General features: G+C 37.1%; 21 protein-coding genes. 11 read left to right on the forward strand and 10 right to left on the reverse strand.

Features of this window, described 5'->3' with window-relative positions; all coding sequences use genetic code 11:
* Positions 1-25 precede the first annotated feature (25 nt).
* Together AC07UM_RS03045 and AC07UM_RS03050 are read right to left on the reverse strand one after the other, a co-directional pair.
* A complete protein-coding gene (locus AC07UM_RS03045) occupies positions 26-1,099 on the reverse strand; it encodes a carbamoyl phosphate synthase small subunit (protein WP_103234758.1) in 1,074 nt (357 codons plus the stop codon).
* A gap of 149 nt (positions 1,100-1,248) precedes the next feature.
* The gene (locus AC07UM_RS03050; protein ID WP_494682534.1) at positions 1,249-2,139 is read right to left on the reverse strand and encodes an aspartate carbamoyltransferase catalytic subunit; all 891 of its coding nucleotides are present in this window, start codon (positions 2,137-2,139) and stop codon (positions 1,249-1,251) included.
* Positions 2,140-2,379: 240 nt separating this feature from the next.
* Here AC07UM_RS03050 and AC07UM_RS03055 point away from each other — a divergent pair, with 240 nt between their 5' ends.
* Positions 2,380-2,841 (forward strand): Lrp/AsnC family transcriptional regulator, encoded by a 462-nt coding sequence (locus AC07UM_RS03055; protein WP_077414878.1) that lies wholly within the window; start codon positions 2,380-2,382, stop codon positions 2,839-2,841.
* Positions 2,842-3,472: 631 nt separating this feature from the next.
* Here the strand turns inward: AC07UM_RS03055 and argH are convergent.
* The 8 genes from argH to AC07UM_RS03095 form a co-directional block, all read right to left on the reverse strand.
* On the reverse strand, positions 3,473-4,777 hold the full coding sequence (argH, locus tag AC07UM_RS03060) for an argininosuccinate lyase (RefSeq protein WP_494682533.1): 1,305 nt from the start codon (positions 4,775-4,777) through the stop codon (positions 3,473-3,475).
* Between the two features lie 357 nt (positions 4,778-5,134).
* Positions 5,135-6,217 carry a M20 family metallo-hydrolase gene (locus AC07UM_RS03065; protein WP_494682532.1) on the reverse strand — a complete coding sequence of 361 codons (1,083 nt, stop codon included), beginning with the start codon at positions 6,215-6,217 and terminating at the stop codon, positions 5,135-5,137.
* Complete coding sequence (argB, locus tag AC07UM_RS03070; RefSeq protein ID WP_236850514.1) at positions 6,192-6,986, reverse strand: acetylglutamate kinase; 795 nt, start codon at positions 6,984-6,986, stop codon at positions 6,192-6,194. The genes AC07UM_RS03065 and argB overlap by 26 nt, the downstream gene beginning before the upstream one ends.
* A 77-nt stretch (positions 6,987-7,063) precedes the next feature.
* Complete coding sequence (locus AC07UM_RS03075) at positions 7,064-8,023, reverse strand: N-acetylornithine carbamoyltransferase (protein WP_494682531.1); 960 nt, start codon at positions 8,021-8,023, stop codon at positions 7,064-7,066.
* Positions 8,024-8,220: 197 nt separating this feature from the next.
* Positions 8,221-9,360 carry an aspartate aminotransferase family protein gene (locus tag AC07UM_RS03080; RefSeq protein WP_494682530.1) on the reverse strand — a complete coding sequence of 380 codons (1,140 nt, stop codon included), beginning with the start codon at positions 9,358-9,360 and terminating at the stop codon, positions 8,221-8,223.
* 261 nt (positions 9,361-9,621) lie between these two features.
* Positions 9,622-10,587, reverse strand: a complete 966-nt coding sequence (gene argC, locus AC07UM_RS03085; RefSeq protein ID WP_494682529.1) for an N-acetyl-gamma-glutamyl-phosphate reductase — start codon at positions 10,585-10,587, stop codon at positions 9,622-9,624.
* A 52-nt stretch (positions 10,588-10,639) separates the two neighbouring features.
* Entirely contained in the window at positions 10,640-11,836 is a 1,197-nt protein-coding gene (locus AC07UM_RS03090) for an argininosuccinate synthase (protein ID WP_494682528.1), read from the reverse strand.
* Entirely contained in the window at positions 11,808-12,494 is a 687-nt protein-coding gene (locus AC07UM_RS03095) for a GNAT family N-acetyltransferase (RefSeq protein ID WP_494682527.1), read from the reverse strand. The genes AC07UM_RS03090 and AC07UM_RS03095 overlap by 29 nt, the downstream gene beginning before the upstream one ends.
* A gap of 160 nt (positions 12,495-12,654) precedes the next feature.
* Here AC07UM_RS03095 and AC07UM_RS03100 point away from each other — a divergent pair, with 160 nt between their 5' ends.
* The 10 genes from AC07UM_RS03100 (at position 12,655) to acs (ending at position 24,524) form a co-directional block, all read left to right on the forward strand.
* Complete coding sequence (locus AC07UM_RS03100) at positions 12,655-13,071, forward strand: IS1/IS1595 family N-terminal zinc-binding domain-containing protein (RefSeq protein WP_103232335.1); 417 nt, start codon at positions 12,655-12,657, stop codon at positions 13,069-13,071.
* Between the two features lie 237 nt (positions 13,072-13,308).
* Positions 13,309-14,688, forward strand: coding sequence for a porin (locus AC07UM_RS03105; protein WP_494682526.1), 1,380 nt, complete (start codon positions 13,309-13,311; stop codon positions 14,686-14,688).
* Between the two features lie 191 nt (positions 14,689-14,879).
* Entirely contained in the window at positions 14,880-16,460 is a 1,581-nt protein-coding gene (locus AC07UM_RS03110) for an MFS transporter (RefSeq protein WP_494682525.1), read from the forward strand.
* Between the two features lie 43 nt (positions 16,461-16,503).
* The gene (locus AC07UM_RS03115; RefSeq protein ID WP_034696261.1) at positions 16,504-16,731 is read left to right on the forward strand and encodes a DUF6814 family protein; all 228 of its coding nucleotides are present in this window, start codon (positions 16,504-16,506) and stop codon (positions 16,729-16,731) included.
* A gap of 63 nt (positions 16,732-16,794) precedes the next feature.
* Positions 16,795-17,253 carry a GNAT family N-acetyltransferase gene (locus AC07UM_RS03120; RefSeq protein WP_494682524.1) on the forward strand — a complete coding sequence of 153 codons (459 nt, stop codon included), beginning with the start codon at positions 16,795-16,797 and terminating at the stop codon, positions 17,251-17,253.
* A gap of 2 nt (positions 17,254-17,255) precedes the next feature.
* The gene (locus AC07UM_RS03125) at positions 17,256-17,450 is read left to right on the forward strand and encodes a hypothetical protein (protein ID WP_103232332.1); all 195 of its coding nucleotides are present in this window, start codon (positions 17,256-17,258) and stop codon (positions 17,448-17,450) included.
* The gene (locus AC07UM_RS03130; RefSeq protein WP_494682523.1) at positions 17,443-20,145 is read left to right on the forward strand and encodes an ATP-binding protein; all 2,703 of its coding nucleotides are present in this window, start codon (positions 17,443-17,445) and stop codon (positions 20,143-20,145) included. Before AC07UM_RS03125 ends, AC07UM_RS03130 begins: the two co-directional genes overlap by 8 nt.
* 9 nt (positions 20,146-20,154) lie before the next feature.
* Complete coding sequence (locus AC07UM_RS03135) at positions 20,155-20,514, forward strand: response regulator transcription factor (protein WP_124536105.1); 360 nt, start codon at positions 20,155-20,157, stop codon at positions 20,512-20,514.
* A 153-nt stretch (positions 20,515-20,667) separates the two neighbouring features.
* Positions 20,668-22,554, forward strand: a complete 1,887-nt coding sequence (locus AC07UM_RS03140) for an AMP-binding protein (protein ID WP_494683060.1) — start codon at positions 20,668-20,670, stop codon at positions 22,552-22,554.
* Between the two features lie 62 nt (positions 22,555-22,616).
* On the forward strand, positions 22,617-24,524 hold the full coding sequence (gene acs / locus AC07UM_RS03145; RefSeq protein ID WP_494682522.1) for an acetate--CoA ligase: 1,908 nt from the start codon (positions 22,617-22,619) through the stop codon (positions 24,522-24,524).
* The last annotated feature ends 152 nt before the right edge of the window (positions 24,525-24,676 follow it).

Below are 24,676 nucleotides of genomic sequence, written 5' to 3' on the forward strand. Positions count from 1 at the left end.
TGATGTCTAATATCTGAAGTCTTTCTTACTTTTTAAAGTCTTCCATCATTTGAATAAACTCATCAAACAGGTAGTTTGCATCTTCAGGGCCTGGGCTTGCTTCAGGGTGATACTGAACGGAGAAACAAGGGTGGATCTTGTGTTTCAGACCTTCGTTTGTCCTGTCGTTCAATGCGATATGTGTTTCGATAAGGTCTGTTCCTTTTAAACTTTCCTGATCTACTGCATACCCATGGTTCTGAGAAGTAATAGCCACTGTATTTTTCTCAAGATCCAATACCGGGTGATTTCCACCTCTGTGTCCGAATTTCAGTTTGAAAGTTTTCGCTCCACAAGCAAGACCAATCAACTGGTGTCCTAAACAGATTCCGAAGATGGGAACTTTCCCTAATAATCCTCTGATCATATCCAAAGCATGCGGCACATCTTCCGGGTCACCAGGACCGTTTGACAGCATGATTCCGTCCGGATCCATCAATAAAATCTCTTCTGCTGTGGTATCCTGTGAAACAACGATGATATCGCAGTTTCTTTGAGATAATTCTCTGATGATTCCCAGTTTTGCACCGAAATCTACTAACACTACTTTGAAACCTCTGTTAGGGTTAGCATAAGGTGTTTTTGTTGAAACTTCCTCTACCTGATTGGTTGGGAAATTCGTTGCTTTCAATTCTGCAGCTACTGCAGCTTCATCAGCATCAGCGTTGACGATTTTTCCTTTCACCACTCCATAATTACGAAGAATTCTTGTCAGTCTTCTCGTATCAATTCCTGAAATTCCTGAAAGGTTTTTCTTTTTAAATAATTCATCTAAAGTAATCTGAGTACGGAAGTTGGAAGGAAGATCGCAAAGTTCTTTTACGATAAGCCCTTTGATTGCCGGCTCTATACTTTCATAATCATCACGGTTAATACCATAATTCCCGATAAGCGGATAGGTCATACAAACTATCTGACCGCAATACGATGGGTCAGAAATCAATTCCTGATACCCTGTCATTCCGGTATTGAAAACTACTTCTCCTGCAGTTTCCAATTCTGCTCCGAAACCTTCTCCATGAAACACTTCACCGGACTCCAGTATTAATTTTTTCTTCATTTTAAACTTTTATCTCTTATTATTTTATATTATTAACAGGTCGCCCCTCCGGGGCTCGGATTATCTATATCCTTTTTGCTTTATAGCTTTTCTCTTTTTTATTAGCAGACCGCTCTTTAACTTTTAACCTGGTTCTTTTACCTTTGTTCTTACTTAAAGGTATACCCTTTGCTTTCCAACGCTTCTTTCAAAATGGCCATTCTGGCGAATACTCCGTTTTGCATTTGTTTGAAGATTCTTGATCTCTCACATTCTACAAGGTCTGAATCTATTTCCACTCCTCTGTTGATCGGTGCCGGGTGCATGATGATTGCTTCTTTTTTCATTACCCGCTCTCTTTCTTTGGTCAGACCATATCTCTTATGGTATTCTGAGGCAGTGAAACTCATTGCCGCATCATGTCTTTCGTGTTGGATCCTTAATAACATCAGCACATCTACTTCAACGATCAGTTCATCTACTGAAAGATAGGTTCCGTTGATCAAAGCTCCTTCGTCAAACCATTGTTCAGGTCCTGAGAAGTATACTTTAGCGCCTAATCTTCTTAATGCTTCTGCACTTGAGTTGGCAACACGGCTGTGTTTTACATCTCCAACAATTCCTACTTTTAATCCTTCAAACTTTCCGAATTCCTGATAGATCGTCAACAAGTCCAGCATACATTGTGAAGGGTGATTTCCTGTTCCATCACCTCCATTGATCACAGGAATGTTAATATTTTTCAGTTCCTCGAAGTATCTGTCTTTCTTATCGCGGATCACGACAAGATCTACTCCTATACTTTCAATAGTCTTTACTGTATCATAAAGACTTTCGCCTTTGTTTACCGAACTGTGTGATGCATCAAAAGGAACTACCTGAAGTCCCAGTTTTCTTTCTGCAAGATCAAAACTTGTTTTGGTTCTTGTACTGTCTTCGAAGAAAAGGTTTGAGCAAAAAACTTCTCCTTCAATTTTAGCAGTTTTACCGTTTGCAAAAGCCATTGCTTCTGTCAGTATACTGTTGATTCTCTCGGTGCTTAGTTCTGTAATCGTAAACATAATTCTTATTTTTGGGCATAAAAAAAGCGAAGACAACAATCTTCGCTAATAACAATAAATATCGTAAAGGGCGCTTTCGCCCGGTAAATCTAATGATATAAATGCTTTTTTATTCATTAGGTGCAAAGATATAACAATTTTATGAACCTACAAAAATTAAGTTTAAAATAAATTAAAAATATCAGTATTTCCTTATTCTCATTTAAAATTAATATTTTTGTTAAAACTCAAATTTATTCTATGGATTTAAAAGACAAAATGATTCTCAGCATTATTCAGGAAGACTCTACTCTATCGGTTAAAGAAATTTCCGAAAAGATTGGTCTTACTTTTACTCCTACGTATGAACGAATCAAACAATTGGAGAAACAGGGGATCATTCAGAAATATGTCGGGCTTTTAAACCGTGAAAAACTGGGTTTAAATATTGTAGTCTACTGTAATGTCCGTCTCAAGGAACAATCCAAGAAAGTATTGGAAACCTTTGAGGAGCATATCGGAAAATATGATGAAGTACAGGAAATCATCAGTCTTTCCGGAGAGTATGACTATATGCTGAAGATCATTGCCAAAGATATCAATTCTTATAACGAATTTGCTGTAAATGTTATCTCAAATATTCCTAATATCGGGCAGTACCACAGCTCTATTGTACTTCACGAAGTAAAAAAATCTACCAAATTCAAAATTGATCTGGAATAAATTCTTCTATTATTAAACTCAATATTAATTTCGATTTCACTTGCTGAAAATCTTTGATTTTCTTGCGCCTTGAAATCCTTATACATATTTGTTTTATTCCTTGCACTTTTGCGCTTACCAACATATTGTATTTCGAATATTTTATTTTGTTAGAAAAACGCAAAGACGCAAAGAAATTTATCAACTTTATGCTATAAGGCGCAAAGATTTTATCTTCGATAAAATTTTGGGCAGCATATTTACTCTCAATTTTCAACTATAAGTAATATTTCACGGGCCAACAGAATCTACCAAGTTTAAAATTGATATAGAATAAATCTTTTTATTTTATACCATTAAGATTTTTTAAAGAATGAAGGATAATTAAAGAATTCGCAAGTGAATTTTAAAACTATGCAGCTAAAAAATCGCAGATTTTCTTAAATCACCTTAAAGTCTTAGTCTACCTTAATGGTTCAATACAATCAATCATCAAATTCAAAGAGCAGAGTAAAATCAAACCATTAAGATCACTTAAGCAGCTAAGATTTATTAAGATTAAGGTTTACAAACGAAAAGACAGCAGGCTAAATAAATTTTAGAAATTCCACTGATTCTGCCTAAGTTTTTGATGACCTTAATGGCTTAGATTTTAACCCAATAATTTATTTTTCAGTTTATTGAACTGGTATTCTATTTTATCCAGGCAAAGATTTCCGATACTTCCCTGGTGGGTATGTTCAAGATTTCCTTGCTTAAATTCAAATTCATTATTTTCAATCTCCTGTCCTACCTTCACATAAGCATCACGGAATGAGCTTCCATTTTTCACTTCTTCATTGATCTTTTCTACACTGAAAAGGTATTTATACTTTTCATCTTCCAGAATCCCATCTTTTACCTGAATATTAGGCAAAGTATAGCTTAGGATCTCTAAGCACTCTTTTAAAGAATCTATGGCTGGGAAAAGGATTTCTTTGGTCAGCTGTACATCTCTGTGATATCCTGAAGGAAGGTTATTTGTCAAAAGAATCAGTTCATTCGGAAGGGACTGGATTCTGTTGCATCGTGCACGAACCAGCTCAAAGATGTCCGGATTTTTCTTATGAGGCATAATGCTGCTTCCTGTTGTAAATTCCTTTGGAAAGCTGATAAAATCAAAATTCTGACTCAGATACAGGCAAACATCATAAGCGAATTTACCAAGCGTTCCCGCCAAAGTCGCCATAGACATGGCCAGCATTTTCTCTGACTTCCCACGGGTCATCTGAGCATACACTGAATTATAATTCATCGACTGAAAACCTAAGTTATAGGTTGTACTTTCACGATTGATAGGAAATGACGAACCATAGCCTGCCGCTGATCCCAGTGGATTTTTATTAATGATATTCTTTACTGAAAACAGCATTTCCACATCATCCAAAAGCGCCTCCGCATAAGCTCCAAACCATAAACCGAATGATGAAGGCATTGCAATCTGCAAGTGAGTATATCCCGGCAGCAAAACATTCTTGTGCTGGTCTGCCAATTGAATTAAAATCTGGAAAAACTCATCGGTAAGGGCTGTGATCTCACGGATTTCATCCAATAAATACAATTTAATATCCAGTAAAACCTGATCATTTCTTGATCTCGCTGTGTGGATTTTCTTTCCCGTATCTCCTAATTTTTCAATTAAGATTGCTTCTACCTGAGAATGGATATCCTCAGCATCTTTATCAATTTCAAAACTCCCATTCTCAATTTCATTTAAAATAGTCTCCAAAACATATAGCATCTGCTCTGATTCTTCCTGAGTGATAATGCCGGTTTCTGCCAACATTTTGCAATGTGCCATAGAACCTTTGACATCATATTTTGCTAAACGTTCGTCAAAGTCAAGATCTTTCCCGACTGTAAATTGAGTGACTAATATATTGGTGGCCAGGTCATCCTTCTGCCATATCTTTTTCATATGTAATTGTCTATTTTTTTAAACTCATATGCAATCACCACTTCTATCTGTTGTATTACCAGAAAAATTCATGGGTAGTGATTTCATAATATTTGATTTAAAATATTTGTTGGTTTTGACATGCCCAGCAAGGCAATCCTTATTACTATTAACTATAAAAAAACATTTCCTTATGTAAAGTCTTCATTTCTAATTTTCTTTTTGCATAAATCTTATTAAAAACTAAACTTCAATGCCTGCCGGGCGGAGTCAAAACATATATTTTAGAGATTAGAAATTAGATGTTAGAACTTAGTTATAACCTTTGTGTGGCCTTTTCTTACTAACTTCTGGTCTCTAGCTTCTAACTTCTCTCTTTTATAACACTTTTTCTAAAATTCTGATGTAGATTTCTATCCCCTCTTCTATTTCCTGGATATAGATAAATTCATCTGCCGTATGAGAGCGCCTACTGTCTCCAGGGCCCATTTTCACGGATGTACATGGAATAATCGCCTGATCTGAAGAGGTTGGCGAACCGTAAGTTGTCCTTCCGATTTCAATCCCTGCTTTTACAAACGGATGGTCCATTTCGATCTTTGAAGAATTCAGTCTGAAAGATCTGGCAGTAAGCGTAGATTTCATCTGAGACTGAATGATTTCAAATGTTTCCTGATTGGAATATTCGTCTGTAACCCTCACATCCAGCGTAAAATGGCACGACTCCGGAACAACGTTATGTTGTACTCCTGCATGAATTCCGGATAAGGTAACTTTCACTTCTCCCAGATATTCTGAAACCTTTGGAAATTTAAAGGCTAAAATATTCTGCAGATCCAGCATACATTTTACAATTGAGTTATCATCATTAGGATGAGCGGCATGAGAAGGAGTTCCTTTCATTTCTCCATCAATCACAAGAAGGCCTTTTTCTGCAATCGCCAGATTCATCTGCGTGGGTTCTCCTACAATGGCGAGTTCTACATTAGGCAGCTGCGAAAATAAAGCTTCAATTCCATCAAATCCTGAAATCTCCTCCTCGGCCGTCAAAGCAATAACTAAATTATATTTTAAATCTTCTTTATCATAAAAGTGTAAAAAAACCTGTGCCATAGAAACCAAAGAAGCTCCGGCATCATTACTTCCCAATCCAAACAGTTTCCCGTCTTTTTCAATAGGAACAAATGGATCCAATGTATAAGCCTTATTAGGTTTTACGGTATCATGATGTGTATTCAGCAAAACGGAAGGTTTAAACACATCAAAGTGTTTATTCACTGCCCAGATATTGTTTTTAAAACGTTTGGTAGGAATCTGATGTTTCTTGAAAAAATTCTCAATTTCCACTGACGTATTGAATTCATCTTTACTGAATGAAGGAATCTCAATCAAATTTTTAAGCAATCCGACTGCATTATTCAACAATTCTTCTTTATTATAAACAGATTTCAGTTCCTGCATGATGATTTTCTATATGGTTTTTAAGTTCTGTTTCTTTGATCAGAAACACCTTATTTACATTATTTTTTATCGCTCCCAGCGCATTTTCAAGTTTGGGTAAAATCCCCTTGTGAAGCTTTCCTTCTTCTTTTAATACTGCAAACTCTCCTTCCGTTACACTTTTGATCAATGATTCAGGGTCATTTACATCTTCCAAAACTCCTGCTTTATCAAAGCAATACAAGAGTTCAACTTCATATTTCTCCGAAAGAGCCTGCGCCATTACAGAAGCAATTGTATCTGCATTGGTATTAAAAAGGTTTCCTTTTTTATCGTGGGTAATTGCAGAAAATACAGGTACAAGATCCAGTTTCATTAATTTAGAAACCAATTTTTTATTCACGCTTTTCTTATTGATATCTCCCACAAATCCGAAGTCTATCTCAGGATCTTCTCTTTTTTTAGCCTTGATGAGATTTCCGTCTGCACCGGAGAAGCCTATGGCATTGCATTTTTTCTGCTGTAATTTCTCAACAATATTTTTATTGATTCCTCCTGCATATACCATTGTTACAATGTCCAATGTCTCTTTGTCCGTAATCCTCCTTCCGTTGATCATTTTCTGCTCGATACCCAGTTTATCAGCCAGCGTTGTCGCCAACTTTCCACCGCCATGAACAAGGATCTTCTTTTCCTGGATTTCAGAAAACTGTTCTAAGAATTGGTTTAATAATTCCTCATCATCAATTAGAGCTCCCCCAATTTTTATGATGTATAATTTTTTTTTCATTGTAAACTTTTTGAGATCCTTACCTCTTTTATCCCTGTCAAGGTTTTGAACCTTGACAGGGATAAAAAGCAAAAGAATTATTTGGCTTTTAATTCATCTAAAATTTCACTGAACACAGCCTGTGCAGAGAAAATACGGTTTTTTGCCTGCTGATAAATGATAGAGTTCTCTCCATCCATCACCTCATCACTCAATTCTACATTACGGCGAACCGGAAGACAGTGCATTACTTTTGCATTGTTGGTATTGGCTAATTTTTCATTCGTCAGCATCCAATCTCCCTTCACTTCAGGCATTGCTGCATAGTCATCAAAAGAAGACCAGTTTTTTACATAGATAAAGTCTGCATCTTTCAACGCTTCATCCTGATCATGAACCACTTTTATATTTTTTGTAAAGTTTTTATCCAAATCATACCCTTCGGGATTGGCAATTACCAGCTCTACATCCATTTCCTGCATCCATTCTGCGAAAGAGTTTCCTACAGCATGTGCAATAGGTTTGATGTGTGGTGCCCAAGTTAAAACCACTTTTGGTTTATGCTCTTTTTCCCAGTTTTCAGTAATAGTAATACAGTCTGCCAGACTTTGTAGCGGGTGACGGGTTGCGGATTCCAATGAAATGACAGGAACTTTTGCATGTTTTTCAAACTGACTTAGGATGCTTTCATTCACATCATCTTCTTTGCTCTTCATCCCTGCAAAACAACGCACTGCAATGATGTCACAATACTGATTCAGAACTTCTATAGCATCTTTAATATGCTCTACTGTATCTCCGTTCATGACAGCTCCGTCAGCAAATTCTAGATTCCAGGCTTCCTGTGCAGCGTTTAATGTCAACACATTTAAACCTAGGTTTTGTGCTGCAATTTGACTGCTCAGACGGGTTCTAAGGCTTGAGTTTAAAAATACAAGTCCTATTGTTTTCCCTTTTCCTTTTTCTGTTTCGGTAAGGGGGTCTGCTTTTATTTCTAAAGCTTTTTTTATGATTTCCTGTAAGTTTTCTACATCACTTACAGAGGTGAATTTTTTCATTTTGAATTGATTTTAAAGATTTTGTTTACACATTAATTGTTGATCTAACCACAAAAGGCACAAAAGTTTTTATTTAAACACTTAAGTTTCTTAAGTTTTAAAAATTTATTATTTTGAAAATAGGTAAGATCACATGAGATAAAAATCAAAGATTTTCAAAAACTTAAGTGTTTAAAATCTTTTGTGACTTTTATAATTTAAATTTTCTCCAATACTGTTTTCAGAGCATTGATGAAAAGATCCGTTTCCTCTTTTTTGATGTTCAGTGCCGGAAGAATCCTCAACACTGTTTTATCATTAGAGTTTCCTGTGAAAATATGATGATCGAACAATAAGCTTTTCCTTATTTCTGAACAGTCTCTATCGAGTTCTATTCCGATCATCAATCCTTTCCTTCGGATGGATTTAATATGTGGTAAATCTTTAATTTCATTTTCAATATACGCGCCCATCTGCTGAGCATTTTCGATAAGATTTTCATCTTTCATGACATCCAGTACAGCAATTGAAGCCGCACAAGCCAGGTGATTTCCCCCGAATGTAGTTCCCAGCAAACCATTGCTTGCCTGGAATTTAGGATGGATCAAAACTCCGCCAACCGGGAAACCATTCCCCATTCCTTTCGCTGTAGTAATGATATCTGCTTCTACACCAAACTCCTGATGCGCAAAGAAATAACCACTTCTTCCATATCCGGACTGCACTTCATCCAAAATAAGAACAGTATCATATTTGTCACACAGCTCTTTAATTTTGGATAGAAATTCCGGTGTTGGAATCATGATTCCTCCTACCCCCTGGATTCCTTCGATGATGACGGAAGAAATTTCATTTCCATACTTCTCAAAAGTTTCTTCAAGCTGCTGTACATCATTCCATTCTGATTTGATAAATCTTTCTGAAAAGTTAACCGGAGCTACAATTTTAGGATTATCCGTCACTGAAACTGCCGCAGAAGTTCTTCCATGGAATGAACCTGAAAAATACAGCACTTTGTTTTTTCCGTTATGAAATGAAGCCAGTTTCAATGCATTTTCATTGGCTTCTGCTCCTGAGTTGCATAAGAAAAGGTTGTAATCCTCATATCCGGAAAGTTTTCCCAGCTTTTCCGCCAGCTCAGTCTGCAGTTCATTCTGTACCGAATTGGAATAAAAAGAAATTTTTTCCAGCTGATCCTTCAGCTTCTTCTGATAATGCGGATGGTTATGTCCAATGGAAATGACAGCATGACCTCCGTAAAAATCAAGATACTGTTCTCCTTTATCATCCCAAAGAAACGATCCCTGAGCTTTAACTGGATTTATGTTGAATAATGGATATACGTTGAATAAATTCATTTTTTGTTTTTTTATCTTTCTTTTGTCTTGAAACAAAAGAAACAAAAGTTCAAGACCTGGAAACTTCCGCTAAAAATTAGTTATATTCTCTAAAAATTCTAAAACTTGTGCGAAATCCAAATTGGTTCTTCGGTTCTTTATTTTCCTCGCACTTCGAACAGTAGAATTTTCTTAACGTTCATAGAATTAATTTTCTTAACGCTTCATTTTCCTAAGTCGGATTTACTTCTTGTTTAAAATTCTCAATTACTTATTGTCAATTTAGAAGGCTATTGGCTTCAAATTCAGGCCTGCATTTTCTTCCCAGTTCATGGCCAGATTCATATTCTGTACTGCCTGTCCTGAAGCACCTTTTAACAAATTGTCAATCGCTGAGTGAATAACGACAACATTTCCACTCTTTTCGATCTGAATCACACAGCGATTGGTATTGACAACCTGCTTTAAATCAACTGCCCTGCTACTTACCGTAACGAAAGGCTCCTCTGCATAAAAATCCTGATACAATTGTTCTATCTCCTTCAGCTCCAGATCCGTCTTCATGGTGGAACTTGTAAAAATTCCTCTTGCAAAATCTCCTCTCCATGGAACAAAGTTCAGGTTTACTTCTTTATTATTATATGAAATCAGCTGTTGTAAAATCTCATCTACATGCTGATGAGTTAAAGTTTTATACGCTGAAACATTATCATTTCTCCAGGTAAAATGAGTCGTTGCCTGCAAAGACTGTCCAGCTCCCGTAGAACCTGTAATCCCTGTAGTAAAGACTTCATGCAACATTCCTTTTTCTGCTAATGGCAGCAAAGCCAATTGAATAGCTGTTGCAAAACATCCTGGATTGGCAATACTTTTTGCACCTGCCAGTTGTTTTTTATTGATCTCCGGTAATCCGTAGATAAAATTCCTGTTTTCGAACTTCCCTTCTAAACGGAAATCATTTCCAAGATCGATAACCAGTGTTTCATCCTTAACTGAGTTTTTAGTTAACCAGTTCCGACTTTCCTTATGCGGAAGACATAAAAAAAGAATGTCTACCTCTTCAGGCTTATCAGTCAAAACCATTTCACAAACTGTCGTTAAATCCGGGTACAAATCCGAAATTTTTGTTCCCGAATTCGAACGACTATATAAAAAACTCAATGTCACATGGGGATGAAAAGCCAGTAAGCGTATCAGCTCACTTCCTGTATAACCGTTGGCACCAATTATTCCTACTGTTTTCTTCATTTTGATTCTGACAGAAATACATCCTGCCTTACATTAAATCGTCCCTTCGGAACTAGTTGATATTCTGGTTAATCTGGTGGTATATATTTAAAGAATTACTTACAATTTTTGTATATCCTTTCACATCATCACCGGTCCATGCTCTGTTGGCTTCTCCATAACTTCCGAATTTATCAGACATCAGATCATGATCAGATTCAATTCCGTTAAGAATAAATCTGTATGGATGAAGCGTTACAAATACTTTCCCACTTACAGTTTTCTGAGAATCTGTCAGGAAAGACTCTATATTTCTCATGACAGGATCTAAGAAAAGCGCTTCATGAAGCCAGTTTCCATACCAATCGGACAACTGAGACTTCATCATTTGCTGATATTTTGAAAGGGTATGCTTCTCTAATAAATGATGTGCTTTGAGAATCACTGAGGCTGCCGCCGCTTCAAATCCTACTCGTCCTTTAATCCCAACAATGGTATCTCCTACGTGAATATCACGACCGATTCCATATACTGAAGCCAAAGTTTCTATTTTTTGAATAGCATACACAGAATGTTCAAAGCTTTCTCCGTTCACTCCTACCACTTCTCCGTTTTTAAACTCGATCTCTAATTCTGAGGGCTGAGTTTCTTTGATTTGAGACGGAAAAGCTTCTTCCGGAAGGTAATTTCTTGAAGTCAAGGTTTCTTTTCCTCCTACTGAAGTTCCCCAAAGTCCTTTGTTCACTGAATATTGTGCTTTCTGAAATTCCATTTCATACCCGTGATCTTTCAAAAACTCAATTTCTTCTTCACGGGACAAAGCCATATCACGGATTGGCGTAATGATCTCTATATTCGGACACATTACCTGGAAGATCAAATCAAAACGAACCTGATCGTTTCCAGCTCCTGTACTTCCGTGTGCAATAGCATCTGCCTGTACTTCAATAGCATATTTTGCAATTTCCTGTGCCTGAATAGTACGCTCAGCACTTACTGAAAGAGGATACGTATTATTTTTCAATACATTCCCGAAAATCAAATATTTCACACATGAATTATAATAATCTTCCTGAGCGTCTACGCACCTGTATTCTTTTACTCCAAGATTGAAGGCTCTTTTTTCCAATTCTTTTTCCTCTTCTTTAGAAAAACCTCCGGTATTTACAGTAACGGCATACACCTCATACCCTAGTGTTTCACTAAGATATTTTGCACAGTAGGAAGTATCTAAACCTCCGCTAAACGCTAAGATGACTTTCTTTTTCATCTGGACTTTTTTTATTTTTATTACTAGTCAAATGGAACTCCCCAACGGAATTTTGTGCAGAATGCCCAAAATCGGCTTGGCTCATTTCATCATATTTATTTTCAGGACGATTGCTTATCGTCTCTTTTTTTTTATCGTTTTCGGGAACAAATAACATCGCTGTACATAGGCAATTTTTGCGTTCCTTCATCATTAAAATTTCATAGTTCACACAGTTCTTGCAACCGTTCCAGAATTCTTCATCCTGAGTCAGTTCAGAATAGATTACTGGTTTATAGCCTAAATCGCTATTGATTTTCATTACTGCTAACCCTGTTGTCAATCCGAATACTTTTGCTTCCGGATATTTATCTCTAGATAATTGGAAAACTTTCTGCTTGATCTGAGTCGCTATTCCTCCGTTCCTGAATTTCGGAGACACAATCAGTCCCGAATTGGCTACAAACTTCCCATGTGACCAGGTCTCTATATAACAAAAACCTACCCACTCACCGTTCTCAGTGGCTACCACAGCATTGCCTTCTGAAATCTTTTTACTCAAATATTCTATAGAACGTTTTGCGATCCCCGTTCCTCTACGCTGTGCAGAATCGTACATTTCCTGCTGTATTTCACTCACATACATTAGATGTTCGCATGAGGAAATTTCTATTTCCATTTATTTATCTAATTTTTTTGGCAAATTTAAAATATATTTTCTTTTAAATCCAAATAAAAAAGATATTTTTTTTGTTTTAAAATTTTTAACAGGTAAAATTATCTTTAATCGAAAATATACATTCGCTAATTTATTATATATTTGCTAAAATACTATAGTTATGGAAAACACCTGTCCTAAATGCAACAGTACCAAAGTAGTCAAAAGCGGTATCATCAATGAGAAACAGCGCTTCCACTGCAAAGACTGCAAGTATTATTTTACCGTTAAAAAACTGGGAAAACAGATTGATGATTATTATGTAACCAAAGCTCTTCAGCTTTATCTGGAGGGGTTAAGCTACCGTGAAATTGAAAGAATTATCGGTGTTTCACATGTCACTATAAGTTCATGGATTAAAAAGTACAATATCACAAGACCTCCTCACTCTGAGTTCCATCCTGTTTATAAGATTTTAAAACAAAATGAATTGATTGACTATATTGCAAAGGAAGAAAACATTAAAAACTCAGGGATTATCATTACTCAGTTTGCCGATAAATACATGTTGATCAAGTGGGAAAGATTTAAGAAATAGTGCGGGTTTCGAGGTACTGGATGCGAAAGATAAGTGATACAACATTAAATAAAAACACTAATTATCAAATACTTAAACGTATTTCAATTTCAAAAATCCAGATCACAAAACCCGAAAATCTCACTACACAGCAAATCATAAATATAGTATTACCAATAATATATATTAAATTTTCATAAACAAATTATTAATTACAATTTGGTATTCACAAAAAACAACGCCAAAAATTGATAATTTATGAAGAAATTACTTACATTTATTGGGATAGCCTTAATCAGTAGTTCTGCATATTCCCAAGGTTCTCCTGATTACGGCAATGGCTTAAAACTCAACCTCAATCCGAATGGTGATAAATTCGTCAGATTTATCTTATGGGACCAGTTTTGGATAAGAAACACTTCCATGAACCCCGGAAGCATGGTAGGCAGTGAACCCACTGACAATTCCTGGAGCGTAGGAAACAGGAGATTACGAGCCTTAGCCTACGCACAAATCTCTAAAAGATATATGATTCTCCTTCATTTTGGGATTAACAACCAAACTTTTATCAATGGAGGTGCAACAGGCACTTCTGGCACAGGAGGTTATGGAAATGGAAAAAAAACACAGTTATTTTTTCATGATGCATGGAACGAATATGCAGTTATTTTACCTGGAGAAGCGGGAAAATTCAGTTTATCTTTAGGTGCGGGGCTTCATTACTACATGGGACTTTCCCGTATGACCATGGCTTCTACGCTTAATTTCCTGACATTAGACTCTCCTGTTTTTTCCTGGCCGCTGATTGATAACTCCGACCAGTTTGCAAGACAACTTGGAATGTTTGCAAAAGGTAAATATGGAAAACTGGAATACCGTTTCAGCTTAAACAAACCTTTTGCAACCGATCTTACTCCCTCGAATGTAACAGATCCTTCGAAAGCTGTAGCAGTAGACAACAACGGAAATCCAAGTTTTTCAAAAGCAGGATATGTTGAATACCAGTTTCTTGATGAGGAATCAAATACCCTTCCCTACAAAGTAGGATCTTATCTCGGAACAAAAAAAGTCTTCAATGTGGGAGCCGGTTTCTATCATCAGGCAGACGGAACAAGAACTTCCGTAAATTCAACTATTGGAAAGCATGATATTACTCTTTTTGCCGTAGATGCATTCGCAGATATTCCTTTAGGAGAAGCAAAAAACAAAATGGCTATTTCAGCATATGCAGGATATTATAACTACAATTTCGGTCCAAACTACGTAAGAAACCTTGGAACCATGAATATTGCAGCTTCTGATCCTAATTTCATCGGAAATAAAGCCATCGCAGGACCAGGAAACCTACAACCCACTATCGGAACAGGTAATATTATCTACGCGCAGGCGGGTTTACTATTACCCAGCCAGGCAGAAAAACCAAAAATAAGAATACAGCCTTTCGCAGCCTATACTCACAAAAGTTTTGAGGCTTTCGATAAATCATCATCACAGTTTGATGTCGGAGCCAATTGGTTCATAGACGGTCATCATGCAAAAATAACGACACAATATTCAACAAGACCTGTTTATACAAGTCCTACAGAAAGTCCTTCTTCTAAAGGGGAGTTTGTTGTGCAGTTTCAGATCTACTTATAAAATTTGAACCATTAAGAAAAGTAAAGTAATTAAGATGAGTTAAGTTCCATTAAAGGTAGACAGGAAGAATACCACAGAATGAAAAAGCTTTAGCTATAATCTTAATTTTCTTAAGCACTTACAATTCCTTAATGGTTCAAAAGCAATTTCAAATTATTATCCTATTCCATTAATATCAAAAATTAATCAATATGAGCGAAAACCATCACGAAAGCTACGAAAATATGACCGACAGGCAGAAAAACCGCACCATTTGGAGCGTTATTACCGCCTCATCACTCGGTACATTGATAGAATGGTATGACTTCTATATCTTCGGAAGTTTGGCCGTCGTTTTAGCCACCAAATTTTTCCCTGCAGATAATCCTACTGCAGCCTTTTTATCTACCTTGGCTACTTTTGCAGCTGGATTTGTTGTAAGACCTTTCGGAGCTTTATTTTTCGGAAGACTGGGAGATATTATCGGAAGAAAATATACTTTCCTTGTTACTTTGCTGATTATGGGATTTTCCACTTTCCTGATCGGATGTATCCCAAGCTACGAAACCATTGGATTCATGGCACCCGTTTTAGTTTTAATTTTAAGACTGCTTCAGGGACTAGCCCTTGGAGGTGAATATGGAGGCGCAGCCACGTATGTAGCAGAATATGCCCAGCCTCATCGAAGAGGTTACTGGACTTCATGGATTCAAACCACCGCAACAGCAGGGCTTTTCATTTCACTAATTGTTATTTTAATTACGAAAACTACCCTTTCCGCAGAAGAATTTGACACCTGGGGATGGAGAGTTCCTTTCTGGATCTCGATTTTAATGGTTGCTGTTTCTTATGTGATCAGAAAAAACATGAAAGAATCTCCGCTTTTTGCTAAAGCCAAAAGCGAAGGAAAGACCTCTAAAAATCCTTTAAAAGAAAGCTTCGGGAATAAATATAACTTCAAGTTTGTATTATTGGCTTTATTCGGAGCTGCAATGGGACAAGGGGTCATCTGGTATACAGGACAGTTCTATGCCATGAGTTTCCTTCAAAAAGTGATGAATGTAGAATCTTCACAGGTAGACTCGTTAATGGCTATTGCTTTATTTTTAGGAACCCCTTTCTTTGTATTCTTCGGGTGGCTGTCTGATAAAATCGGAAGAAAAGCTGTAATGATGACCGGAATGCTCGTTGCTATTTTAGCTTACAGACCTATTTATGAAAGCATGTTCAAGAGTGTAAATCTTGAAAGCAAAACCATCGCTAATCATGGAATTACAGAAAAAAGAACTGCAAAAATCCACAGTAATATTACTACAGACAGCCTGGTTACTTTTCACAAAGAAACTCTTTATACAGACGGCACTTTGATTAAAAAAGACAGTGTTGTCCATTGGTCACCTGCGGGAGTTGTTATGAAAGACGGAAAAGCTGAAGAGCCTAAAATATCTCAAAGTTTAAAATTAAGTGACAACACCAAATGGTACCTGATCTTCCTGGTATTTATTCAGGTGATATTTGTAACCATGGTATATGGGCCTATCGCGGCTTTCCTTGTTGAAATGTTCCCTGTAAGAATCCGTTACACCTCAATGTCACTGCCTTATCACATCGGAAACGGGGTATTCGGAGGCCTTCTTCCGGCAGTAGCAACTTATCTGGTAACTACCGGAAAAGAAGCAGGACATGCGACATGGTATCTGGAAGGACTCTGGTATCCGATTGGAGTTGCCACAGTCTGTTTGATTATCGGATTGTTTTATCTTAAAAATAAGAACAATAATCTTCACGATTAAATAGTGAATCACTCAAATTTTTATTAATTTTAAAACTACTAAAATGAACGGACTAAAAAAAATATTAGGCATTCTCTGGATCGCCATTGCGGTGATTGTAGGATATTTTGGAATTACCGTATTGGGAATCCCCAAAATAGCTTCCGGAAAACAGGAAGATCTGGTTTTTGGCATCATCATTCTTTTTGTATTGATGCCGATTATCTCAGGCGGAATGGCTATTTTCGGTTATTATGCTTTAAAAGGAGAATATTCTGACGATAAAATTTAAAACAAAAAAACAGATAATTGATGAATGCAGCATTCATCAATTATCTGTTATCAATTATAAAAAATGGAAATCACAATTAAAGCAATTCCACGTCCCTCTGAAGATAAAAGAGTTATTGATCTCATCCACAGATTAAATACCTCTCTTATAACAGTCTCCGGTGAAAGTGGAAGCAAAAGTGCAAACCTGGATGACTTTACCCAGGAGAAAGCTTTGTTTCTCATTGCTGTAAGTGATGAAAAAGCTATAGCCTGTGGAGGTTTTCGTCCGCTTTCACCAGAAATATGTGAAATTAAACGCATGTTTTCTTTTGAAAAAAATAGAGGACTGGGCGGAAAGATTCTCTCAGCATTAGAAATCGCTGCAAAACAATTTGACTATAAATACATCTATCTGGAAACCCGTAAAAAAAATGACAGTGCCGTAAAGTTTTATCTGAAAAACGAATATAAGATTATTGAAAATTATGGAATTTACATCGGACGTGAAGAAGCTATATGCTTCAGTAAGGAAATAAAATAGTTATGAAAAAAAGACACGAACAAAAACTTATCATACTGAGCATAGGTCTTATGATTGCTTTCAGTATTCCAATTTCACTGATATTCAATAGTGAAAAGGAAGTTTTAGGCTATCCTATGATCCTGATCTACCTGTTCGTTGTCTGGATGATCTCTATTATAATTTCTTTTGTAATTGTAAAAAGGTATAATGAGTAGTTTTGCATTATTTTTTGTAGTCCTTCTTTACCTAGCTCTTCTTTTCTTAGTTGCCCACCTGGCAGAGAAAAAAAAGAGCAAACGCTGGATCAATAATCCCTATATTTATGCATTATCCCTTGCAGTCTATTGCACGGCATGGACATATTACGGAAGTATTGGCGTTGCGGCGACAAGCGGATTAAACTATCTACCCATTTACATTGGCCCTATCATGATTATTCCGGCATGGATCTATATCAACACCCGGATTGTAAGGATTTCAAGAGTCAATAAAATAAGCAGCCTTGCCGATTTCATTTCATTGAGGTATGGGAACAGCAGAAGCCTGAGCGCTATCATTACAGTGGTCTGCCTTCTGGCCATAGTCCCTTATATTGGCCTGCAGATCAAAGCTATTTCTGAAACCTTCCATCTGGTAACAGAAACTCCGATGTCCAAAGATATCCTGACCGATAATGCGACTTTTGTGGTGGTTTTAATTGCCTTATTTTCCTCTTATTACGGAACAAGATACGTAGATGCTTCGGAAAAACGTCTGGGAATTATCTCTGCCATTGCACTGGAAAGCTTTTTAAAACTATTTTTTATTATTATTCTTGGACTTTTCGTAATCTATTATGCTTTTGATGGATTCTCAGATATTTATGAGAAGGCCAGCAAGTTTGAAGATTTTAAAGAAAAAAATACATTCAACGGGATTGAAGGCGCTATGAACTGGATGGTTCTGTGCATGATTTCTGCAACAGCAATCTGCATTCTTCCAAGACAATTTCACACCGCAATTGTTGAAAACAGGCAGGAAAAGCACATTAGAACAGCCATTTGGTTTTTCCCGCTTTACCTTCTAATCTTTACCATATTTATTTTCCCGATTGCCTGGGGAGGGAGGTTGATTTTTGACGGACAAAAAGTAAACCCGGAGTTCTACTCTATTCTGATTCCGCAGCATTTTGATAATACCTTAATCACAGTACTTGTCTTTCTTGGAGGATTGAGTTCCTGTATTTCAATGATTATTATTTCTGCTATTACTTTATCCATCATGCTTTCCAACAACCTCATCATTCCATATGGACTATTGGGAAAATTAAAGTCTGAAAGTGAAGAAAAAAATACAAGAAGCATCACCAATATCAGAAAATTCAGCATTTTTGCGCTGATCATCATGGCTTTTGCCTTCTACAAATATTTCATTCTGAAAACCTCGCTGGATTCTGTAGGATTAATCTCATTTGTAGTGATTGCACAACTTGCCCCTGCATTTTTCGGAGCTTTATTCTGGAGAAGAGGAAGCTACAAAGGCGCTGTTACCGGACTTTTAGCTGGATTAGTCATCTGCTACTTCGGACTGATTATTCCGCAGTATTATTTTTCGTACAATCAGGAGTTTAAAGGGGTAATCAGGGATATGTATGACGCTTTCGGTTTTTTTACCATTCCTTATCTGGGCAGAATTCCACAGATCTTTTTCTGGTCGATGCTCGTCAATACAAGCTTATTTACCATTATCTCTGTAAGTTCCAAGGGAAATTACCGTGAAAGAAACTTTGCGGAACTGTACGTGGATATTGACAAATACATTCAGAATCATGAAAATGCTTTTATCTGGCGTGGAACAGCCTATATTTCAGACATCCAGAATATTCTTGAACGTTTTTTAGGCAAAAATAAAACAGAGCAGGCATTAAGAATTTTTAATTTAAAATATAACATCGATTCCAAAACGGAAACCGCCGACTCAAGATTTATCAAATTCTCAGAAAACCTTTTAGCAGGAAGAATCGGTACTGCTTCAGCAAAAATATTAATTGAAGGGGTTACTAAAGAAGATAAAATATCTTTAAAGGAGGTTTTAAATATTCTTGAAGAATCTCAGGAAAATATCAGTTTAAATAAAAAACTTACGGAACAATCTGAAGAGCTCCAGAAGCTTTCCAATGATCTGCGAACCGCTAACGAAAATCTTATTATCAAAGACCATCAAAAAGATGATTTCCTCGACTCTGTTGCTCATGAATTGAGAACTCCAATCACGGCCATTCGTTCTGCAGGGGAAATTTTGGCAGATGACGACGATATTCCTTTTGATATCAAACAGGAGTTTTTAAATAACATCATCACAGAATCTGACAGATTAAGTGAGATCATCAATGACATTCTCTATCTGGACAAATTACAGCACGGTGAAATCTCTTTACACATTCAGGAAAATAATATTACCGAAACCTATAAAAAAGCATTAAATCCACTTCTTCATCTGATACAGCAGAAAAATATTCATTTAAGTGAAGTTAATCTCCTGAATCATTTTATATTTGAATATGATGAAGCGAGAATGATTCAGCTGTTTCAGAACATCTGGGGAAATGCCTTAAAGTTTACAGATGAACAGGGAACAATCCAGACTAAATTATTTGAAAAAGACGGAGAGCTGATTATTACCATTTTCAATACCGGGAAGCATATTCCTGAGGAAGATTTGGAAATGATTTTTGACAAATTTTATCAGTCAAAAAATCAAAATATTTTGAAGCCAACAGGAAGCGGACTGGGACTGGCCATTTCCAAAAAAATAGTACAGGCACACAGTGGAAGTATAAGAGCCGAAAACAGCGGACTAGGCGTTACTTTCACTATAAGCATTCCCGAGAAAACTAAAAAAGAGATTACAGATGAAGTTGAACACCATTAAAACCTTTTTATGAGAAAGATAATCATTGCGGATGACGAACACAAAATATTAATGTCGCTGGAATACAGCTTTAAGAAAAATGGCTATGACGTCTATATTGCCCGGGACGGAACAGAAGTACTCGATTTTCTGAAAACGATGGTACCAGACGTGATCCTTCTCGATATCATGATGCCAAATCTTGATGGGTACAGCACTTTGGACCTCATCAAACAGGATGAAAAACTGAAAGACACCAAAGTTCTCTTTCTGAGTGCCAAAAACAATCCCAGAGATATTGAAAAAGGATTGGAAATGGGAGCTGATGCTTATGTTACAAAACCTTACTCGATTAAGAAACTGATGCAGCAGATTGAGGAGATGTTTTAAGGGTGAATGAAGAGCCAAGAATCAAGGTATAAGACTTCAGGTAACGACTAGTAAACGGTTATTGCTTCGTCTTTGGCTCTCTATTTAGCCTTGTTTATCCTTGTCAAGGTTTAAAACCTTGACAAGGATAAACAAAAAACCAAACACAAGACTATTGATATGGATACATTATTTAAACAAAGCATAGAAAACAAGGAAGATTTCTGGAAAGTACAGGCCGGAAAAATAACATGGTTTGATTTCCCCCAGCAAATCCTTTCAAACGGTGAAAACGATTACCCACAGTGGTTTTCCGATGGAAAGCTCAATATGTGTTACTTATGTGTTGACAGGCATATTGAAGAGGGTTTCGGAGATCAGGTTGCCATTGTTTATGATTCTCCTGTAACCAATCAAAAGAAAACCTACACTTTCAGTCAGGCGAAAGAGGAAATTGCAAAATTAGCAGGCGGATTGGCTTCTTTAGGATTACAGAAAGGAGACACAGCAGTTATCTATATGCCTATGATTCCGCAGACTCTTTTTGCCATGCTGGCATGTGCCAGAATCGGGGTTATTCATAATGTGGTTTTTGGAGGCTTTGCTCCTCATGAACTTGTCGTGAGAATTGATGACTGCAAACCAAAAGTTTTAATCACCGCTACCGCAGGAGTGGAAATCGCCAAAAGAATTCCTTATCTCCCGCTGGTGGAAAAAGCGATTGAACTGGCACAGGACAAAGTAGATAATATCATTGTATACAACCGGAAATTAGTAGATAATCAGGATGAAATGTTCGATGGATTGATTGATTATGAAGAACTGGTTGAAAAATCAGCTCCTGCAGACTGTATTCCTGTGGAATCTACCCATCCGCTTTATCTGCTTTACACATCGGGAACTACCGGAAAACCTAAGGGCATTGTTCGTGATACCGGAGGGTATGCCACTGCATTACAATTCTCTATGACGTATGTTTACGGAGTTGAACCGGGAGAAACCTATTGGGCAGCCTCAGACTTCGGATGGGCTGTTGGCCATAGCTTTTCCGTGTACGGACCATTAATCAACAGAAACACCACTATTATTTTTGAAGGAAAACCTATTATGACTCCTGATGCTGGAACATTTTGGAGAATCATTTCAGAATATAAAGTTTCAGTGATGTTTACAGCGCCTACAGCCATCAGAGCGATTAAAAAAGAAGATCCGAACGGAGAACTGGTGAAAAAATATGATTTGTCACATTTCAGAAAACAGTTTCTGGCTGGTGAAAGATGCGATGTTGCTACTCTGGACTGGTTTGCAGAGCATATAGGTGTTCCGGCAATAGACCACTGGTGGCAGACAGAATCCGGGTGGCCCATGCTTGGATTACTGACTCATGATAAAAATTACCAAATCAAAAGAGCTTCTGCAGGAAAAACGATTCCTGGATATGACATTAAAATCTTTGATGAAAACGGATTGGAACTCGATCCGCATCACGAAGGTTATCTGGTGATCAAACTTCCTCTCCCGCCCGGCGCGATGCTTGGAATATGGAAAGATTACGAACGTTTTGAACACAGCTACCTGTCTCAGTACAAAGGGTATTATTTTTCCGGAGACGGAGCCATACAGGATGAAGACGGCTATATTTTCATTACAGGAAGAGTGGATGACGTGATTAATGTAGCAGGACACAGGCTTTCCACTTCTGAGATGGAAGAAATTGTTTCTTCACATCCCGATGTTGCAGAATGTGCTGTAGTTGGCATTGATGATGACTTAAAAGGACAGGTCCCTTTTGCCACGGTTGTTTTAAAAAACGGTTCAACTATTTCTGAAGAAAAGATTGAAAAAGATATTATTCAGATGGTCCGCAACAAAATCGGAGCAGTAGCTTTTCTGAAAAACGCAATGGTTGTCAAACGCTTACCTAAAACACGATCCGGAAAGATTTTAAGAAAACTGATCCGAACATTGCTTGACGGAAAAGATTTCCAGGTTCCCTCAACGATTGACGATGAAAAAATCATTGATGAAATTCAGGAAAAAATCAAGGAATATAGGGCTTAAGCAGGAAATTAAACATAAATTTAAAATAAAATAAATTCAAATTTCAAAAAAACGAAAGGGATATGAGAAATTACTTAATAGAAGATTTACCACAATATTTTGAAGATTATAAAAAGTCTATCAAAAATCCTAAAAAATTCTGGGATAAGGTAGCGGATCAAAATTTCGTGTGGTACCAACGATGGAGCAAGGTTGTTAAGTATGATATGAATGAAGCTAAAATTACCTGGTTCAAAAATGCAAAACTCAATATTACTAAAAACTGTATCGACAGGCACCTTGCCATAAGAGGAGAGAAAACAGCCATCATCTGGGAACCTAACGATCCCAAGGAAGAAGCACAGCATATTTCTTACCAAGAATTATATACCCGTGTTAATAAAACGGCTAATGTTTTACATGACATGGGTATTAAAAAGGGAGACAGAGTCTGTATTTATCTTCCCATGATTCCTGAATTGGCTATTACCATGCTTGCCTGTGCAAAGCTGGGGGCGGTGCATTCTGTGATCTTTGCAGGATTCTCAGCTTCCGCAGTAGCTTCAAGGGTAAATGACTGTGAAGCAAAAATGGTGATCACCTCAGATGGAAGCTACCGGGGAAATAAGGTTCTTGACCTAAAAAGTATTGTTGATGATGCTTTGGAAAAAACACCAACGGTTGAAAACGTTCTTGTAGTCAAGAGAACCCACAATGAAATTAAGATGAAAGAAGGAAGAGATCACTGGATGGCCGATCTGTATGAGAAAGCTTCTGCTGATTTCGTTACGGTAATTATGGATTCTGAAGATCCGCTTTTCATTCTGTATACTTCCGGATCTACAGGGAAACCAAAAGGAATGCTCCACACTTGTGCCGGCTATATGGTGTATACCGCTTATACATTCAAAAATGTATTTAATTATAAGGAAAATGATATTTATTGGTGTACTGCGGACATCGGATGGATTACGGGGCATTCTTACATTCTTTACGGACCTTTATTAAATGGGGCAACTACCGTAATTTTTGAAGGAGTTCCTACCTATCCTGAACCAGACCGTTTCTGGGAAGTAATTGAAAAACATAAAATCACTCAGTTTTATACCGCTCCTACTGCCATTCGTTCTTTAGCGAAAGAAAGTGCGGAATGGGTAGATAAACATGACCTTAGTTCTCTAAAAGTAATCGGTTCTGTGGGAGAACCTATCAACGATGAAGCATGGCATTGGTTCAACGATCATGTTGGAAAGAAAAAATGCCCGATTGTAGACACCTGGTGGCAGACTGAAACGGGAGGAATTATGATTTCACCACTTCCATTTGTTACACCGACAAAACCTACGTATGCTACCCTTCCTTTACCTGGTGTGCAGCCTGTTTTGATGGATGATAAACGAAATGAAATTACAGGAAACCAGGTGACCGGAAATCTTTGTATCCGTTTTCCATGGCCGGGAATTGCAAGAACAATCTGGGGTGATCACCAACGATATAAAGAAACGTATTTCACTGCCTTCCCCGGGAAATATTTTACGGGAGATGGAGCTTTGAGAGATGAAGTCGGCTATTACAGAATTACGGGGCGCGTAGACGATGTGATCATTGTTTCAGGGCATAATCTGGGAACTGCTCCTATTGAAGACAGTATCAACCAGCACCCTGCTGTTGCAGAATCCGCTATTGTAGGCTACCCGCACGACATTAAAGGGAATGCGCTTTATGGATATGTCACCCTTAAAGAAACCGGTGAAAGCCGTGATAAAGAGAATCTAAAAAAAGAAATCAATCAGCTGATTGCCGATCAGATAGGACCTATTGCTAAACTGGATAAGATACAATTTGTATCAGGGCTTCCAAAAACGCGTTCCGGAAAAATTATGCGTAGAATCCTGAGAAAAATTGCAGAAGGTGACTTCAGTAATTTTGGAGATATCAGTACTCTGTTAAACCCTGAAATTGTAGAAGAAATCAAAAACGAAAGAATTTAATTAATCACTTTTTTAACCAATAGTGAGCCCTGGAAGTTATTTTCGGGGCTTTTATTTGCTTTAAAACTTTCTATTCTATCACAAATGAACACTCTTAAGATAAAATTAGAATTATATCAGATTAAAGCTCCCTATACTTCGTAAAATCAATT

This window comes from Chryseobacterium sp. GW821-FHT04C04, assembly GCF_059420365.1.

Coding starts and splice junctions, on each gene's coding strand:
- AC07UM_RS03045 (WP_103234758.1), bottom strand. CDS start 1,099: ATGAAGAAAAAATTAATACTGGAGTCCGGTGAAGTGTTTCATGGAGAA.
- AC07UM_RS03050 (WP_494682534.1), bottom strand. CDS start 2,139: ATGTTTACGATTACAGAACTAAGCACCGAGAGAATCAACAGTATACTG.
- AC07UM_RS03055 (WP_077414878.1), top strand. CDS start 2,380: ATGGATTTAAAAGACAAAATGATTCTCAGCATTATTCAGGAAGACTCT.
- argH (WP_494682533.1), bottom strand. CDS start 4,777: ATGAAAAAGATATGGCAGAAGGATGACCTGGCCACCAATATATTAGTC.
- AC07UM_RS03065 (WP_494682532.1), bottom strand. CDS start 6,217: ATGCAGGAACTGAAATCTGTTTATAATAAAGAAGAATTGTTGAATAAT.
- argB (WP_236850514.1), bottom strand. CDS start 6,986: ATGAAAAAAAAATTATACATCATAAAAATTGGGGGAGCTCTAATTGAT.
- AC07UM_RS03075 (WP_494682531.1), bottom strand. CDS start 8,023: ATGAAAAAATTCACCTCTGTAAGTGATGTAGAAAACTTACAGGAAATC.
- AC07UM_RS03080 (WP_494682530.1), bottom strand. CDS start 9,360: ATGAATTTATTCAACGTATATCCATTATTCAACATAAATCCAGTTAAA.
- argC (WP_494682529.1), bottom strand. CDS start 10,587: ATGAAGAAAACAGTAGGAATAATTGGTGCCAACGGTTATACAGGAAGT.
- AC07UM_RS03090 (WP_494682528.1), bottom strand. CDS start 11,836: ATGAAAAAGAAAGTCATCTTAGCGTTTAGCGGAGGTTTAGATACTTCC.
- AC07UM_RS03095 (WP_494682527.1), bottom strand. CDS start 12,494: ATGGAAATAGAAATTTCCTCATGCGAACATCTAATGTATGTGAGTGAA.
- AC07UM_RS03100 (WP_103232335.1), top strand. CDS start 12,655: ATGGAAAACACCTGTCCTAAATGCAACAGTACCAAAGTAGTCAAAAGC.
- AC07UM_RS03105 (WP_494682526.1), top strand. CDS start 13,309: ATGAAGAAATTACTTACATTTATTGGGATAGCCTTAATCAGTAGTTCT.
- AC07UM_RS03110 (WP_494682525.1), top strand. CDS start 14,880: ATGAGCGAAAACCATCACGAAAGCTACGAAAATATGACCGACAGGCAG.
- AC07UM_RS03115 (WP_034696261.1), top strand. CDS start 16,504: ATGAACGGACTAAAAAAAATATTAGGCATTCTCTGGATCGCCATTGCG.
- AC07UM_RS03120 (WP_494682524.1), top strand. CDS start 16,795: ATGGAAATCACAATTAAAGCAATTCCACGTCCCTCTGAAGATAAAAGA.
- AC07UM_RS03125 (WP_103232332.1), top strand. CDS start 17,256: ATGAAAAAAAGACACGAACAAAAACTTATCATACTGAGCATAGGTCTT.
- AC07UM_RS03130 (WP_494682523.1), top strand. CDS start 17,443: ATGAGTAGTTTTGCATTATTTTTTGTAGTCCTTCTTTACCTAGCTCTT.
- AC07UM_RS03135 (WP_124536105.1), top strand. CDS start 20,155: ATGAGAAAGATAATCATTGCGGATGACGAACACAAAATATTAATGTCG.
- acs (WP_494682522.1), top strand. CDS start 22,617: ATGAGAAATTACTTAATAGAAGATTTACCACAATATTTTGAAGATTAT.